Annotated in this window: 16 protein-coding genes and 2 tRNA genes; 11 read left to right on the plus strand and 7 right to left on the minus strand. The window is 65.0% G+C overall.

Translation table 11 applies throughout. From position 1 onward, the window contains the following. Window positions 1-420: 420 nt before the first annotated feature. On the minus strand, window positions 421-774 hold the full coding sequence (locus tag QRO95_RS15515; RefSeq protein ID WP_128457255.1) for a hypothetical protein: 354 nt from the start codon (window positions 772-774) through the stop codon (window positions 421-423). Window positions 775-1,314: 540 nt separating this feature from the next. Here QRO95_RS15515 and QRO95_RS15520 point away from each other — a divergent pair. From QRO95_RS15520 to QRO95_RS15535, 4 genes are all read left to right on the plus strand, one after another. Continuing rightward, the gene (locus QRO95_RS15520) at window positions 1,315-1,905 is read left to right on the plus strand and encodes an aminodeoxychorismate/anthranilate synthase component II (RefSeq protein WP_285302954.1); all 591 of its coding nucleotides are present in this window, start codon (window positions 1,315-1,317) and stop codon (window positions 1,903-1,905) included. Window positions 1,906-1,921: 16 nt separating this feature from the next. Continuing rightward, window positions 1,922-2,953, plus strand: a complete 1,032-nt coding sequence (trpD, locus tag QRO95_RS15525) for an anthranilate phosphoribosyltransferase (protein ID WP_049401667.1) — start codon at window positions 1,922-1,924, stop codon at window positions 2,951-2,953. Window positions 2,954-3,027: 74 nt separating this feature from the next. Next, window positions 3,028-3,822 carry an indole-3-glycerol phosphate synthase TrpC gene (gene trpC / locus QRO95_RS15530; RefSeq protein WP_049401666.1) on the plus strand — a complete coding sequence of 265 codons (795 nt, stop codon included), beginning with the start codon at window positions 3,028-3,030 and terminating at the stop codon, window positions 3,820-3,822. Next, window positions 3,819-4,535, plus strand: a complete 717-nt coding sequence (locus tag QRO95_RS15535) for a haloacid dehalogenase-like hydrolase (RefSeq protein WP_032127168.1) — start codon at window positions 3,819-3,821, stop codon at window positions 4,533-4,535. The genes trpC and QRO95_RS15535 overlap by 4 nt, the downstream gene beginning before the upstream one ends. Before the next feature lie 168 nt (window positions 4,536-4,703). On the opposite strand, the gene QRO95_RS15540 is transcribed toward QRO95_RS15535, so the two are convergent. Next, entirely contained in the window at window positions 4,704-5,465 is a 762-nt protein-coding gene (locus QRO95_RS15540) for a sulfite exporter TauE/SafE family protein (protein ID WP_014038735.1), read from the minus strand. 62 nt (window positions 5,466-5,527) lie between these two features. Continuing rightward, window positions 5,528-6,217 (minus strand): cAMP-activated global transcriptional regulator CRP, encoded by a 690-nt coding sequence (gene crp / locus QRO95_RS15545; protein WP_010482649.1) that lies wholly within the window; start codon window positions 6,215-6,217, stop codon window positions 5,528-5,530. Between the two features lie 149 nt (window positions 6,218-6,366). Between crp and speD the strand changes: the two genes are divergently transcribed. Both speD and sugE read left to right on the plus strand, forming a co-directional pair. Next, entirely contained in the window at window positions 6,367-7,161 is a 795-nt protein-coding gene (speD, locus tag QRO95_RS15550; RefSeq protein WP_006473908.1) for an adenosylmethionine decarboxylase, read from the plus strand. A 168-nt stretch (window positions 7,162-7,329) separates the two neighbouring features. Then, a complete protein-coding gene (gene sugE, locus QRO95_RS15555; RefSeq protein WP_005411314.1) occupies window positions 7,330-7,650 on the plus strand; it encodes a quaternary ammonium compound efflux SMR transporter SugE in 321 nt (106 codons plus the stop codon). Window positions 7,651-7,732: 82 nt separating this feature from the next. Here the strand turns inward: sugE and coq7 are convergent, their stop codons facing one another. Next, window positions 7,733-8,377: a 2-polyprenyl-3-methyl-6-methoxy-1,4-benzoquinone monooxygenase gene (gene coq7, locus QRO95_RS15560; protein WP_285302955.1), complete on the minus strand. Its 645-nt coding sequence runs from the start codon at window positions 8,375-8,377 to the stop codon at window positions 7,733-7,735. 198 nt (window positions 8,378-8,575) lie between these two features. Between coq7 and rplM the strand changes: the two genes are divergently transcribed. Together rplM and rpsI are read left to right on the plus strand one after the other, a co-directional pair. Then, window positions 8,576-9,004, plus strand: a complete 429-nt coding sequence (gene rplM, locus QRO95_RS15565; protein ID WP_005414692.1) for a 50S ribosomal protein L13 — start codon at window positions 8,576-8,578, stop codon at window positions 9,002-9,004. 2 nt (window positions 9,005-9,006) lie between these two features. After that, window positions 9,007-9,399, plus strand: a complete 393-nt coding sequence (rpsI, locus tag QRO95_RS15570; RefSeq protein WP_005411311.1) for a 30S ribosomal protein S9 — start codon at window positions 9,007-9,009, stop codon at window positions 9,397-9,399. A 280-nt stretch (window positions 9,400-9,679) separates the two neighbouring features. On the opposite strand, the gene QRO95_RS15575 is transcribed toward rpsI, so the two are convergent. Continuing rightward, window positions 9,680-9,754 (minus strand) — tRNA-Gln (locus QRO95_RS15575). Window positions 9,755-9,809: 55 nt separating this feature from the next. Beyond that, window positions 9,810-9,886: transfer RNA gene (locus tag QRO95_RS15580), tRNA-Met, on the minus strand. Window positions 9,887-10,006: 120 nt separating this feature from the next. On the opposite strand from QRO95_RS15580, the gene QRO95_RS15585 reads away from it, so the two are divergent. From QRO95_RS15585 to bfr, 3 genes are all read left to right on the plus strand, one after another. Next, on the plus strand, window positions 10,007-10,627 hold the full coding sequence (locus QRO95_RS15585) for an RNA pyrophosphohydrolase (protein ID WP_032127170.1): 621 nt from the start codon (window positions 10,007-10,009) through the stop codon (window positions 10,625-10,627). 108 nt (window positions 10,628-10,735) lie between these two features. Then, complete coding sequence (locus QRO95_RS15590) at window positions 10,736-10,945, plus strand: bacterioferritin-associated ferredoxin (RefSeq protein ID WP_005411309.1); 210 nt, start codon at window positions 10,736-10,738, stop codon at window positions 10,943-10,945. Between the two features lie 143 nt (window positions 10,946-11,088). Beyond that, on the plus strand, window positions 11,089-11,559 hold the full coding sequence (gene bfr / locus QRO95_RS15595; protein WP_005419804.1) for a bacterioferritin: 471 nt from the start codon (window positions 11,089-11,091) through the stop codon (window positions 11,557-11,559). Between the two features lie 58 nt (window positions 11,560-11,617). On the opposite strand, the gene QRO95_RS15600 is transcribed toward bfr, so the two are convergent. Beyond that, window positions 11,618-13,816, minus strand: a complete 2,199-nt coding sequence (locus QRO95_RS15600) for an ATP-binding protein (protein ID WP_285302956.1) — start codon at window positions 13,814-13,816, stop codon at window positions 11,618-11,620.

Here is a 13,816-nt window from a genome sequence, read left to right on the forward strand (position 1 = left end):
CCTCGGCGTGCATTGATTGCGTCGCGCTCGGCACCATCGAAGGTGAAAAATGCCTTCATCTCGAAGTCGCTGATATCGCGGGGGAGCCCACGCATCCCCAAAAACGTTGTGTGCCAACCCTGCATCGTGAACCTCAAAAGTGGGAGGCCACCATACCCGTTTACAAAGCGAACAGGAAAGTCAATGAAATCAACGGTCTACCCAGACCACCCCCGCGCCAGTGCTAGCTTTGCGTACCGTCACTTATTGCACTGAAAACGAGGAGACCCCTCCGCGGGTGCCTGGGAAGATGCCCTGAACGTAGACGGGCGAGGTGATTGGTTTGGCGTCCGCTGTAGGTGGCCTCGTCTTGCTCGTTGTGCAAGAATCGATCGGTTGCCGGCCCATCGAGCGATGAGGACGAAAGCTCGATATTGGCGCTCACGGTACCAGCGTCATGCGCTGCGCTGTTCCCCGCAAAACCGATTTGGTATGGTCTGATACGGCGATGGTTTCAGAAGCTGCGATCAACGGCTTCTGTTCTCCGGGACCTAGGGTCGGCAGAGAAAATCCGGCGGTGTCATATCTGCCCCGGATGCTGATATAGCGATATAGCATCACCCGCGCAGGTCCAGATGACTGCCAACCTGAGATTCGATGCTCACAAGTCCGTAGCAGTTGGTCTACTTGCTCTCTGGTTTCGAGACTGGAAGTGTTGTCGTCCGGTCCGAGGTAGATGGGCGGGGTGATGAATGCCCTGGCATTCCAGGAAGTGGCTTTGCCTAACATGCTCATGGTAAAATTCCCCAGGCTTACTTTGGAATTCCGTTCGGGTGTACTCGGGCCGAGTTCTGGCTTTTAAATTCAACACTTTGGTCTGTCCATGACCCGTACCGCTTCGACCAACATCGCTCTGTGGTGGCGCTTCCAATAGGAAGCGGCATGTCGTTGCGGTCTTGACCGCACCTTGCCGCCGTACCGGCAGGCAAGGTTTCAAGAAGGCTCCCCGGCACGGCGGCTCCAAGATTTGAGGAGATTGCCCGATGCCCTTGGCACCCCAGCCCCGTCGTAGAACTGATGCCCCGCGCGCTGTGTCGCCGCGAGGGGTAGGTCTGTCCGCCCAGTCTCAGCACTTGGCCCTGGCATGCGGGCGCCGTCGCTGCGTCAGTACACCGCACTGGCGCACGCCAAGACATCTCTCAGGAGCCCTTGCTACCTTGAGCCAGCACATGCTCGCGCTTCGTCCATCGCAATCAACTGTCGATGTGTGTAATAAAGTGGGTAATGGAGGTTGTGTGTAATGGAAAACATTAATGAAATCAAGGACTTAGAATCATGAGACTCCTGATGATCGACAACTACGACAGCTTCACCTACAACCTCGTGCAGTACCTGCAGACGCTGGGCGCCGAGGTGAAGGTGGTGCGCAACGATGCGATGAGCGTGGATGAGATTGCCGCGCAGAAGCCCGAACGCATCGTCATCTCGCCCGGCCCGTGCACGCCCAACGAAGCGGGCGTGTCGCTGGAACTCATCCAGCGCCTGGGCCCGACCACGCCGATCCTCGGCGTGTGCCTGGGCCACCAGGGCATCGGCCAGGTCTACGGCGGTACGGTCATCCGCGCCGGCAACATCATGCATGGCAAGACCTCGCCCATCCGCCATCAAGGCAAGGGCGTGTTCGCCGGCCTGCCGGACCGTTACCAGGCCACCCGCTACCACTCGCTGGTGGTGGACAAGAACAGCCTGCCCGATGTGCTGGAAGTGACCGCCTGGACCGAGAACGACGACGGCTCGATCGAAGAGATCATGGGCCTGCGCCACCGCCAGTTCCCGGTGGAAGGCGTGCAGTTCCACCCCGAATCCATCCTCACCGAACACGGCCATGCCCTGCTGCGCAATTTCCTGCAGCGTCCGGCGGCCTGATCCAAGGAGCATTCCCATGAGCTTCTCCCCCCAGGAAGCCCTGCAACGCACCATCGAACACCGCGAAATCTTCTTCGACGAAATGGTCGACCTGATGCGGCAGATCATGCGCGGCGACGTGTCGCCGATGATGACCGCCGCCATCCTCACCGGCCTGCGCGTGAAGAAGGAAACCATCGACGAGATTGCCGCGGCGGCCACGGTGATGCGCGAATTCGCGCTGGCGGTGCCGGTGGCCGATACCACTCACCTGGTCGACATCGTCGGCACCGGCGGCGATGGCTCGCACACCTTCAACATCTCTACCTGCGCGATGTTCGTCGCCGCTGCGGCCGGTGCGCGCGTGGCCAAACATGGCAACCGCAGCGTGTCGTCCAAGTCCGGCAGCGCCGATGCAGTCGAAGCACTGGGTGCGGCCATCGAGCTGCAGCCGGCGCAGGTCGCCGCGGCCATCGAACAGACCGGCATCGGTTTCATGTTCGCGCCGATCCATCACCCGTCGATGAAGGTCGTCGCGCCGGTCCGCCGCGAGATGGGTGTGCGTACCATCTTCAACATCCTTGGCCCGCTGACCAACCCGGCCAGCGCACCGTCGGTGCTGATGGGCGTGTTTCACCCGGATTTAGTGGGTATCCAGGCACGCGTGCTGCGCGAGCTGGGCACCGAGCGCGCCATGGTGGTCTGGGGCCGCGACAACATGGACGAGATCTCGCTGGGCGCCGGTACCCTGGTGGGCGAGCTGCGCGACGGCAAGGTACGCGAGTACGAGATCCACCCGGAAGACTTCGGCATCGCCATGTCGGCCAGCCGCAACCTGCGCGTGGATGGCCCGGAGCAGTCCATTGCCATGCTGCGCGCGGTGCTGGACAACCAGCCCGGTCCGGCGCTGGACATCGTGGCCCTGAACGCCGGCGCCGCGCTGTACGTGGCCGGCGTGGCCAGCGACATCGGCGACGGCCTGGCCCGTGCCCGTGCCGCCATCGCCAACGGCAGCGCCCGCCAGCGCCTGCAGCAGTATGTAGAGACCACCCGCGCGCTGGTTGCCTGAGCGCGCGGTTCAGCCTGACCCTCTTGATGGCCGATAATGGCCGTCCTCACCGCCCCCGCACCGAATCGAAGACGATGAGCGACATCCTGCAGACGATCCTGGCCCGCAAGGCCGAAGAAGTGGCCCAGCGCCGTGCCCAGCGTCCCCTCGAGGACCTGCAGGCCGCCGTGGCCAGCGCCCCGCCGGTACGTGGCTTCGTGCGCGCGCTGCAGGCGGCAGTGGCCAACGGCGATCCGGCGGTGATCGCCGAGGTGAAGAAGGCCAGCCCGTCCAAGGGTGTGATCCGCCCGGATTTCCGCCCAGCCGACATCGCCGTCAGCTATGAGTTCGGCGGCGCCAGCTGCCTGTCGGTGCTGACCGATGTGGACTTCTTCCAGGGTGCTGATGCCTACCTGCAGCAGGCCCGTGAGGCTTGCACGCTGCCGGTGCTGCGCAAGGACTTCGTGATCGACGCCTACCAGGTGTACGAGGCGCGCGTGCTGGGCGCCGACTGCATCCTGCTGATCGTCGCCGCGCTGGACGACACGCAGTTGGCCACGCTGTCCGAACTGGCGATGTCGCTGGGCATGGACGTACTGGTGGAAGTGCACGACATCGACGAGCTGGAGCGTGCGCTGCAGGTGCCGGCACCGATGATCGGCATCAACAACCGCAACCTGCGCACCTTCGAGGTGTCGCTGCAGACCACGCTGGACATGCAGAAGGCGGTGCCGCGCGATCGCCTGCTGGTCACCGAGAGCGGCATCCTCGGTCCGCAGGACGTGGCGCTGATGCGCGATGCCGGCATCCACTCGTTCCTGGTGGGCGAAGCCTTCATGCGCGTGGAAGAGCCGGGCGAGGGCCTGCGTCAGCTATTCTTCGCGGCATGAAAACGCATTATCCGACGCCGCGCGACGATGCGCCGCTGGTGGTCTTCGATTTCGACCACACCCTCTACGATGGCGATTCGGGTACTCACCTGTTCGCTTCGCTGATCAAGCGCAACCCGCTGCGCATGCTGGCGGCGCTGCTGGTCACGCCGATCGCCGGGCCGATGGTGGCGCTGCTGCCGACCCGCCGTACCGGCATTTCGGTCTATGTGTGGATCGGCAGCTTCGGCCTGCACCGTGCGCGCGATTTCAACAAGGTCATCGACGCCTATGTGCTGCGCAACGAGGCGCAGATGCGCGCCAAGCTGCTGCCACAGGCGCTGGAGGTGTTCGCCGCGCACCGGGCCAAGGGTGACCGCGTGGTGGTTGCCACGGGCGCGCCACCAGAGCTGGCACGCGCGATCCTGGCCTTCGTCGCCCACCAGGACGTACCGGTGATCGGCACCGAGGTCGGCCCACGGCTGGGTGGCGTCGGCCCGACCCGCCACTGCCACAACGAAGAGAAGATGCGCATGCTGCGCGAGCGCGGCTACGGCGACATCGATATCGCCTACTCAGACAGCACCGCCGACCTGCCGTTGCTGCTGGCCGCCAAGGCGCCGGTGGTGGTGAACCCGAAGCCGGGCAGGGTGGACTTCTTCCGCCGCGTGCTGCCGGCCGGCACCCGCATCCTCAACTGGGGCTGCGTGGACCGCGGCGGTGACAAGGCGTAACGCGCGGAATCCGCCGGGGATGGGATGACGGAGTGCCGGGCTGCGACCCGGTAGTGCCGGCCGCTGGCCGGCAACTTCATAATTGCGGAAGGGCTTGCGGGGTTGCCGGCCAGCGGCCGGCACTACCGAATCCCGTGCAGCTAGCGCCGGGCCATGCCCGGCGAGCGCTCAGCGCGCCAGATACCCGGTCAGCGCATGCCCGATCTGGAACAGGCTGATGCCCAGCACCAACACGCCCACGGCCACCAGCACCCAGCGCTCCTTCAGGCGCTTCACCAGCAGTGCGGCCACCGGCGCGGCCATCATGCCGCCGATCAGCAGGCCGGCCACGATCTGCAGGTGATGCAGCCCCATCGATAGCAGGAACGTTGCTGAAACTGTCAGGGTGACCACAAACTCGGCCGCGTTCACCGTGCCGATGGTGGTGCGTGCCTGGCCGCCGCGGGCCAGCAGGGTGGAGGTGGCCACCGGCCCCCAGCCGCCCCCGCCGCTGGCATCCAGGAAGCCGGCCACGAAGCCCAGCACGGGCACCCGCTTGACCTCGCCCTTGGGCATCAGGCGGCCGGCGGCACGTGCCAGGATGATGATGGCCAGCACCAGCAGGTACAGGTAGATGAGCGGGCGGATCACCTCGCCGGGCAGCTGGGTCAGGCCGTAGGCACCCACGGCGCCGCCTACGGCGCCGGGCAGCGCCAGGCGCAGGAACAGGCGCTTATCGACATTGCCGGCGACCAGATGCGACACGCCGGAGGCGCCAGTAGTGAACACCTCGGCGGTGTGGATGGCTGCACTGGCCTGCGCGGGCGGAATGCCCATGGCCAGCATCACCGACGACGACACGAGGCCGAACGCCATGCCCAGCGCGCCGTCCACCAGCTGGGCGCCCAGGCCGATGAGGATGAACCACCAGAATGCGCTGCTCAGTTCCATGCACCGAGCCTAGCGCGTGAAAGAGTGCGGACCAAGGTCCGCACCCACCGGGTGCTCAACGATCAACGGGTGCCGTACAGCACCACGGTCTTGCCGCGGGCGTGCAACAGGCCATCGGTCTGCAGCTTCTTCAGCACGCGGCCGGCCATTTCGCGCGAGCAGCCGACCAGGCGGGCCAGTTCCTGGCGCGAGACGCGCAGCTGGCTGCCCTGCGGATGGCTCATCGCCTCCGGCTCCTGCGCCAGGTCGTGCAGGGTGCGCACGATCCGGTCGGTAACGTCCAGGAATGCCAGGCGGCTGGCCTTGCGGCTGGTGTCGAGCAGGCGCTTGGAGATCTGCTGGCCCAGCGCGTAGAGCAGGCGCGGGGCATCGGCCGACAGCGGGCCGAGGAACAGCTGGTGCAGGCGCTCGTAGCTGATTTCGGCCAGCTCGCAGGCGGTACGGGTCCTCAGGATCACCTCGCGGCGGTCCGATTCAACGAACAGGCCCATCTCGCCGACGAACTCGCCGGCACCGAAGTAGCCCAGCACCAGCTCGCGATCGTCATCTTCCTCGGCCATGATCGAAACCGAGCCGCTGATGACGTAATACAGGGTTCCCGCCGGGTCACCGGGTCGGAAGACGTCGGTACGGGTGGGGTATCGCCGCCTGTGGCTGTGCGCCAGGAAACGATCGATTGTGGCGATATCCAGGGCCAGTGGACTGCTAGCTAGGCGCACGGTTGACACGATAGGAGCGCTCCCTCTGCGCATGAACGGATTCACGGGGTCGATAGCGGAGCTTAACCAGCGCAATTGTTAAGGGCAAACAGTGTGCCAGATGTGAGCGCTCTTCACGTTCCCCCCGGGGACAGTTTGCCCCATAATTCCCCCTTTCCCTTCTTACACAGGAATCGACCGCCGTGGTCAAGCCGTTGCCTCGCCTGAGGCTGCAGGGTTTCAACAACCTCACCAAGGCGCTGAGCTTCAACATCTATGACGTGTGTTACGCGCGCACCGAAGAGGAGCGTCAGCGTTACATTGAATACATCGATGAAGAGTACAACGCCGACAGGCTGACTCAAATCTTGACCGATGTCGCCGAGATCATCGGCGCCAACATCCTGAACGTGGCCCGCCAGGACTACGATCCGCAGGGTGCCTCGGTGACCATCCTGATCTCCGAAGAACCGGTGATCGACAAGAAGCAGGCCGGCAAGGAGCTGATCTCCGATGCCGTGGTCGCGCACATGGACAAGTCGCACATCACCGTGCACACCTATCCGGAAACGCACCCGCAGGAAGGTATCGCCACCTTCCGCGCCGACATCGACGTGGCCACCTGCGGCGTCATTTCGCCGTTGAAGGCGTTGAACTACCTGATCGAAAGCCTCGAGTCGGACATCGTGATCATGGACTACCGCGTCCGTGGCTTCACCCGCGATGTGAAGGGCAAGAAGCACTACATCGATCACAAGATCAACTCGATCCAGAACTTCCTGGCCAAGAACATCAAGTCGCGTTACGAGATGTTCGACGTCAACGTCTACCAGGAAAACATCTTCCACACGAAGATGCACCTGAAGGACTTCGACCTGGACCAGTACCTGTTCGAGGAAAAGGCCAAGAACCTGTCGTTCAAGGAACGCATGAAGATCGAAGCGCTGCTCAAGCGCGAGATCGAAGAGCTGTTCCACGGCCGGAACCTGTCCGAGTAAGCCCCATGTGCGATGCCCGCAGGCATCGCCGCCCAGGCGGGACGACCCGCCCCGTGGAACCAGTGCCCCGCACGCGTTACAGTTCCACGGTGATGTACCGACCCACGGCCCGGTGTGAAAACACCGGGCCGTTTCGTTTTTCTCAAAAAAGGTAAGGAGCCCCCACCCATGCCCTGGATCTACCTGCTGCTGGCCGGCCTGTTCGAGATCGGTTTCGCCCTCGGAATGAAGTACTCCGAAGGCTTCAGCAAACCCCTTCCCACCGCTGCCACGGTCGTGTCCGCGCTGATCAGCCTGTACCTGATGAGCCAGGCGATGAAGAGCATCCCGGTCGGTACCGCCTACGCGATCTGGACCGGTATCGGTGCCATGGGCGTGGCGGTGCTGGGCATCTACCTGTTCAACGACAGCGCATCGCCGGCCCGCCTGGCCTGCGTGGGCCTGATCGTGGCTGGTGTGATCGGCCTGAAGCTGGTCTCGCCCAACTAAGGCGGCCCGACCAACGGTCGGGCCCCACCGTCGGGCCCACCGTGCCCTTGGGTAGGCCCCCACCGTTGGTGGGGCGCCCCGGTCAAATGCGGTAGGCGATGGTCTTCATGACCTTGGAGGCCAGCGCCATCGCGCCCGGGATCGGGAACGGCAGGCGGCGTGCGCCGGCCTGCTCGGCGTGGTCCGCATGGCGGGCCTCGTCTTCCTTCATCACCGCGATGACCGCGCGGCTGCGCAGGTCGCCGGCCGGCAGGTCGACCAGGTGCTCGTCCAGGTGGGCCTCCACCTGGCGCTCGGTCTCGACCACGAAGCCCAGGTTCCAGCCGTCGCCGCGCAGCCCGGCCAGGGTGCCGATGGTGTAGCTGCCGGCGTACCAAAGCGGGTTGAACAGGCTCGGACGGCTGTCCAGTTCGGCCAGCCGGGTGGCGCACCAGGCCAGGTGGTCGGTTTCTTCCTGCGCCGCTTCCAGCAGGTGTTCCCGCGTGGCCGGGTCGCGCGCCACGGCGGCCTGGCCGAAGTACAGGCCCTGCGCGCAGACCTCGCCGACGTGGTTGATCCGCATCAGGCCTGCGGCATGGCGCCGCTCGGCGCTGTCCATGCCGGGCTCGCCGGTGTCCGTGGCGGGGTAGGGGCGGGCCGCCGGCGGATTGCCGAACACTGTGTCCAGGGCGCGCTGCGCCTCGGTCAGCAGGTGGTCCAGCGGAGTGGTCTGGCGGAGCACGGTCATGGCAGTACGCGGTGGGGCGGAAGACCCCCCGATTCTCGCCCGGCCCCGCGCCCCTGCCAACCCGGCCCAGGGGACGGGTTGCGCTCCCGCGGCAGGATGAGTACAATCCCGCCTCTTACGCTTCACCTTTTCACAACGCGTGGCAGAGTTCCGGCGAGCCTTTCGCCGCAATGAGCCCGACCTAACCTAGAGTTCTTCATGAGCACTTTCACTGCCAAGAACGAGACCGTCCAGCGCGACTGGTACCTCGTCGACGCCGAGGGCAAGACCCTGGGCCGTCTCGCCACCGAGCTGGCCCGCCGTCTGCGTGGCAAGCACAAGCCGGTCTACACCCCGCACGTTGATACCGGCGACTACCTGGTCGTCATCAATGCAGAAAAGATTGCCGTCACCGGCAAGAAGCTGCAGGACAAGATGTATCACCGTTTCACCGGTTACATCGGCAACCTGAAGACCGAATCCCTGGCACAGGCGCTGGAGCGCCACCCGGAGCGCGTGATCGAGATCGCCGTGAAGGGCATGCTGCCGAAGGGCCCGCTGGGTCGCCAGATGTACCGCAAGCTCAAGGTCTACGCCGGCACTGAGCATCCGCACGCCGCACAGCAGCCGCAGGTTCTGGATATCTAATCATGGCTATCACTCAAAACTACGGCACTGGCCGCCGCAAGTCCTCCACCGCTCGCGTGTTCCTGCGCAAGGGTTCGGGCAACATCACCGTCAATGGCCGTCCGCTGGACGAGTTCTTCGGTCGTGAGACCGCGCGCATGATCGTGCGCCAGCCGCTCGAGCTGACCAAGAACACCGAAAGCTTCGACATCCTGGTCACCGCCGCTGGCGGCGGCACCACCGGCCAGGCCGGTGCGATCCGTCTGGGCATCGCCCGTGCTCTGGTCGAGTACGACGAAACCCTGAAGTCCGAGCTGCGCAAGGCTGGCTTCATGACCCGTGACGCCCGTGAAGTCGAGCGTAAGAAGGTCGGTCTGCACAAGGCCCGCCGCGCCACCCAGTTCTCCAAGCGCTGATCTACCGCGCCTGGTTGGGCTCCTCCGGGAGCCCGCTGGTTGGACAAGCAAAAGCCCGGCTTCGGCCGGGCTTTTGTCGTTCTGGGGTCGTGGATTTCCTGGTTGCCGGCCAGCGGCCGGCACTACCCGTGGTCCGCATGCCTGACCCCGGTCTCTGTCTGGAGAAGAGCCCCCTTGTTGTTCAAGGGGGTGCGCCGACAGGCGCGGGGATAAGGTGGAATGCGCGACCAAATTAAAAGCAAAAGGCCAGATCTTTCGATCTGGCCTTTTGCTTTTAATTTGGCTGCCCCGGATGGATTCGAACCACCGAATGCCTGAGTCAGAGTCAGGTGCCTTACCGCTTGGCGACGGGGCAAAACGTGCAACTATTTTCTCACTTTTCACGCTGAAAAACAACTTGATTTTCAGTGTGGTGGCTATGGGTGGACTCGAACCACCGACCCCAGCATTATGAGTGCTGTGCTCTAACCGGCTGAGCTACATAGCCTTGGTGAGCCCGCTATTCTGCGGATGTGTATCGCCCCTGTCAACACTTTTGTATCGTGCTTGTGGGCCGACAGGCGGCATGGGATAGTCCCGACCAGTAGATTTTTTAGGAGTCCGCATCGTGATCGATCCGGACGGCTATCGACCGAACGTCGGCATTGTGCTGATGCGGCAGGACGGCCAGGTGTTCTGGGCACGACGTGTGCGCCGGGACGGCTGGCAGTTCCCGCAGGGTGGCATGAATACCGACGAGACGCCTGTCGAGGCCATGTATCGTGAACTGCAGGAAGAGACCGGCCTGCTGCCTGAGCACGTGGAAGTGCTCGGGGCAACGCCCGGCTGGCTGCGCTACAAGCTGCCGGCGCGGGCCATCCGCCGCAACGAGCGGCAGGTCTGCATCGGCCAGAAGCAGGTCTGGTTCCTGCTGCGCCTGACCGGCGACGAATCCCACGTGAAGCTGGACCACACCGACTCCCCCGAGTTTGACCACTGGCGCTGGGTGGACTTCTGGTACCCGGTGGAGCACGTGGTGATGTTCAAGCGTGGCGTCTATGCGCGCGCCTTGCGACATCTGGCGCCGTTGGCGCGCGGGGTGGCCGGGCAGGGCGTGACCGCCATGCCCAAGAGCGCTGCGGAGGCCTGGATGCCGGGCCATACCGCCGGGCATGACCGCCCACGCAAGCGCCCACGGACCCGCGGCTACTGGCCGAAGAAGGCCACCGGCGATGGTCCGGCCACGTGACCGGCTGAACCGTATCGAGAATGGTTCAGGTCTCTGATTGACAACCATTCTCGTTTCCATTGGAATAGCCAACAGGCCACTCTTGGCCTGCCAGCCCGGTTCACGCCTGTGTACGTCTGCATCTGCAACGGAGTCACCGACCACCAGATCCGCGAAGCCGCCAGCCATGGCGTCAGCACGGTGGCCGAACTGACCATGCGTACCGGTTGTGGTGCCACCTGCGGTTCCTGCCTGGACATGGCCGGCGATCTGCTGGCCAAGGCGCGTGCCACCCACGATCTGCCGCTGCCGGTCCTCGGTCTGGCCCAGGTCGCCTGATCGTCTCTTTCGCGGCGCGTTGACGCCGCGCTTTCGCATCCTTCACGTGCGGCCGCACAGGCCAATGCGCACGATTCGCGTTCCTTCACGGCCGCGCGCAAGGCGTTAAAGTGCCTGCGTTTTCAGCGTGCAGGAGCACCCCCATGAAGGGCGACACCAAGGTCATCGAATTCCTCAACAAGGTCCTCTACAACGAGCTGACCGCGATCAACCAGTACTTCCTGCACGCCAAGATGCTGAAGAACTGGGGCATCAAGGAGCTGGCCGAACACGAGTACAAGGAATCGATCGACGAGATGAAGCATGCCGACATGCTTGCCGACCGCATCCTGTTCCTCGAAGGCCTGCCGAATTTCCAGGCGCTGGGCAAGCTGCGCATCGGCGAGAACCCGACCGAGATCCTGCAGTGCGACCTGTCGCTGGAGCGCGACGGCGTAGTGACCCTGCGCGAGGCCGTGGCCTACTCCGATTCGGTGGGTGACTACGTCAGCCGCCAGCTGTTCGTGAAGATCCTCGACTCGGAAGAAGAGCACATCGACTGGCTGGAAACCCAGCTCGACCTGATCGAGCGTATCGGCGAGCCGAAGTACCTGCTCAGCAAGCTGGAAGAGTGACGTAGCGTCGAGCTTGCTCGACTGTGATCAGCATGGCGATGGTCGAGCAAGCTCGACGCTACCGATGCTGTGCCAGGTAGCCCGTCAGCGCCACGCGCGCCCGGGCGAATTCGGCAACCAGCAGCGCCACCGCCACTGCGGGGCGCTGCAGGCTGCCACTACGGGCTTCGTGCTCGATCCGCTGCGCGACCGCCGACAGCGACAACGCCCCAACGTTCGCACTCGATGATTTGAGGCTGTGGGCGATTGCCTGCAGTCGCGGCTCGTCGCTGCTCTGCGCGGCCTGCTGCAGCTGCTGCACCATCGCCGGCGCATCCTCCAGGAACACCGAGACGATCTGGAGGGCGGTATCGCCGATCACCGCGTGCAGTTCGTCCAGCACATCACGGTCCAGCACCGGTTGCGTCACCGCTTGGCTTTTCGTCTCTTGTAGAGCCGGGCCATGCTCGGCTGGCGGGATTCCACTGGCCCCGGATGCATCGCCGTCGAGCAAGCTCGACGCTACGACATCGCGTGATCGCTGCCCCCAGCGCTGCAACAGCGCATGCAAGGTGGCGCGCGCGATCGGCTTGGACAGGTAGTCGTCCATGCCGGCCTGCAGGCAGCGTTCGCGGTCACCGGCCATGGCGTTGGCCGTCATCGCGATGATCGGCAACCGCGAGCGCCCGGTTTCCGTTTCTTCCGCACGCCAGCGGCGCGTGGCGGCGTAGCCGTCCAGCACCGGCATCTGGCAATCCATCAGCACCACGTCCACGCCGCCTTCGCGAAGGGCGGCCAGTGCCTGCTTGCCGTCGGCGGCGTTGCGCACCTCGCACTGGAACACGCGCAGCAGATGCTCGGCCACCATCCGGTTGACCGTGTTGTCTTCCACCAGCAGCACGCGCAGGTGCAATGGCGGCAGCGTCGGTGCGGGCAAGCCGTCTTCGGCATTGGCCAGCAGGGCGGCAGGGCGGGCAGGCGTGGCAGGCGCCGCCAGCAGTGCATGCAGGGCTGCATCATCGAAATGCGGGAGCAGCTGGCGTTGGCGCGGGCGTTGTGCAGGCGTGTCTTCCTGCAGCCACAGTACCTGCAGTGCATCATCGTCGCCGCGCTCGGCCAGCGCCTGCTGCAGCGTGACCTCGCCGTTGCGGCGGGTGCGGGAATCGACAATCAGCCATGCCGGTGCTGGTTGTCCGGGCCGCGCGGGAGCGCGCAGGCGCTCGACCACGGCATCCAGCTGTGCCAGCACCTGCACCTGCAGCCCATGGTGGGCGGCGATGCGCTCGATGCGTGCCTGCAGCGTTGCATCGGCGCTGAACAACAGTAGCGCTGCGGGGGCGCGCGCCATCGCAGGCAGGTCGCCGGGTACTTTCAGCAGCGGGATCTCGAACCAGAACGTTGCGCCCTGGCCGGGCGTGGACTGCACGCCGATCTGCCCGTGCATCAGGTCGATGATGCGCTTGCAGATGGCCAGGCCCAGGCCGGTGCCACCGTAGATGCGCGTGGTCGAGGCATCGGCCTGGCTGAAGGACTGGAACAGGCGTGCCTGCAGTGCCTCATCGATGCCGATGCCGGTGTCGATGATCTCGAAGCGCAGCTGGTGCTGGGCCGCACCTTCGCCCAGGCGCTGCACGCGCAGCTGCACCTGGCCGCGGGCGGTGAACTTGATGGCGTTGGCCAGCAGGTTGCTCAGCACCTGGCGCAGGCGTACCGGGTCGCCGCGCACCGGCAGGCGCACCGATGGGTCAAGCTGCAGGGCCAGGGACAGGCCCTTGGCATCGGCGGCGCGCTGCATCAGCTGCACCACGCCATCGAGCAGGTCGCGCAGGTTGAAGCTGGTGATCTCCAGTTCCAGCGCCTGCGCTTCCAGCCGGGAGTAGTCGAGGATGTCGTCGACGATGCGCAGCAGCTGCTGTGAACTGGCCGAAGCGGTGGCCAGCATCTGCCGCTGGTCCTCACCCAGCGGCCCGCGCGCGATCAGCTCCAGCATCGGCAGGATGCCGTTGAGCGGCGTGCGGATCTCGTGGCTCATCGTGGCCAGGAACTCGCCCTTGGCCAGCACGGCCGCTTCGGCGGCCTGCTTGGCCTGCAGCAGCTGCTGTTCCAGCTGGCCCTGGCGTTCGGTGGTATGGCGCAGCTGGTCGCGCTCGGCGGCCAGCGCGCTGTGCTCGCGCTGCAGCTGGGCCAGTGCCCGGCTGCGCGCGCGCAGGCGCAGGCCCAACAGCAGCAGTGCGACGGCCGCAGCAAGGGCAACCAGCAGCACGCCCCACAGCGGCAC

Origin of the sequence: Stenotrophomonas maltophilia group sp. Smal13, from assembly GCF_030236855.1 — a bacterium.
GTDB lineage: Bacteria > Pseudomonadota > Gammaproteobacteria > Xanthomonadales > Xanthomonadaceae > Stenotrophomonas > Stenotrophomonas maltophilia_A.

Bases quoted from the DNA above. Each gene is read 5' to 3' on its own strand.
- QRO95_RS15515 (WP_128457255.1), bottom strand. From the start codon at position 774: ATGAGCATGTTAGGCAAAGCCACTTCCTGGAATGCCAGGGCATTCATC.
- QRO95_RS15520 (WP_285302954.1), top strand. From the start codon at position 1,315: ATGAGACTCCTGATGATCGACAACTACGACAGCTTCACCTACAACCTC.
- trpD (WP_049401667.1), top strand. From the start codon at position 1,922: ATGAGCTTCTCCCCCCAGGAAGCCCTGCAACGCACCATCGAACACCGC.
- trpC (WP_049401666.1), top strand. From the start codon at position 3,028: ATGAGCGACATCCTGCAGACGATCCTGGCCCGCAAGGCCGAAGAAGTG.
- QRO95_RS15535 (WP_032127168.1), top strand. From the start codon at position 3,819: ATGAAAACGCATTATCCGACGCCGCGCGACGATGCGCCGCTGGTGGTC.
- QRO95_RS15540 (WP_014038735.1), bottom strand. From the start codon at position 5,465: ATGGAACTGAGCAGCGCATTCTGGTGGTTCATCCTCATCGGCCTGGGC.
- crp (WP_010482649.1), bottom strand. From the start codon at position 6,217: ATGCGCAGAGGGAGCGCTCCTATCGTGTCAACCGTGCGCCTAGCTAGC.
- sugE (WP_005411314.1), top strand. From the start codon at position 7,330: ATGCCCTGGATCTACCTGCTGCTGGCCGGCCTGTTCGAGATCGGTTTC.
- coq7 (WP_285302955.1), bottom strand. From the start codon at position 8,377: ATGACCGTGCTCCGCCAGACCACTCCGCTGGACCACCTGCTGACCGAG.
- rplM (WP_005414692.1), top strand. From the start codon at position 8,576: ATGAGCACTTTCACTGCCAAGAACGAGACCGTCCAGCGCGACTGGTAC.
- rpsI (WP_005411311.1), top strand. From the start codon at position 9,007: ATGGCTATCACTCAAAACTACGGCACTGGCCGCCGCAAGTCCTCCACC.
- bfr (WP_005419804.1), top strand. From the start codon at position 11,089: ATGAAGGGCGACACCAAGGTCATCGAATTCCTCAACAAGGTCCTCTAC.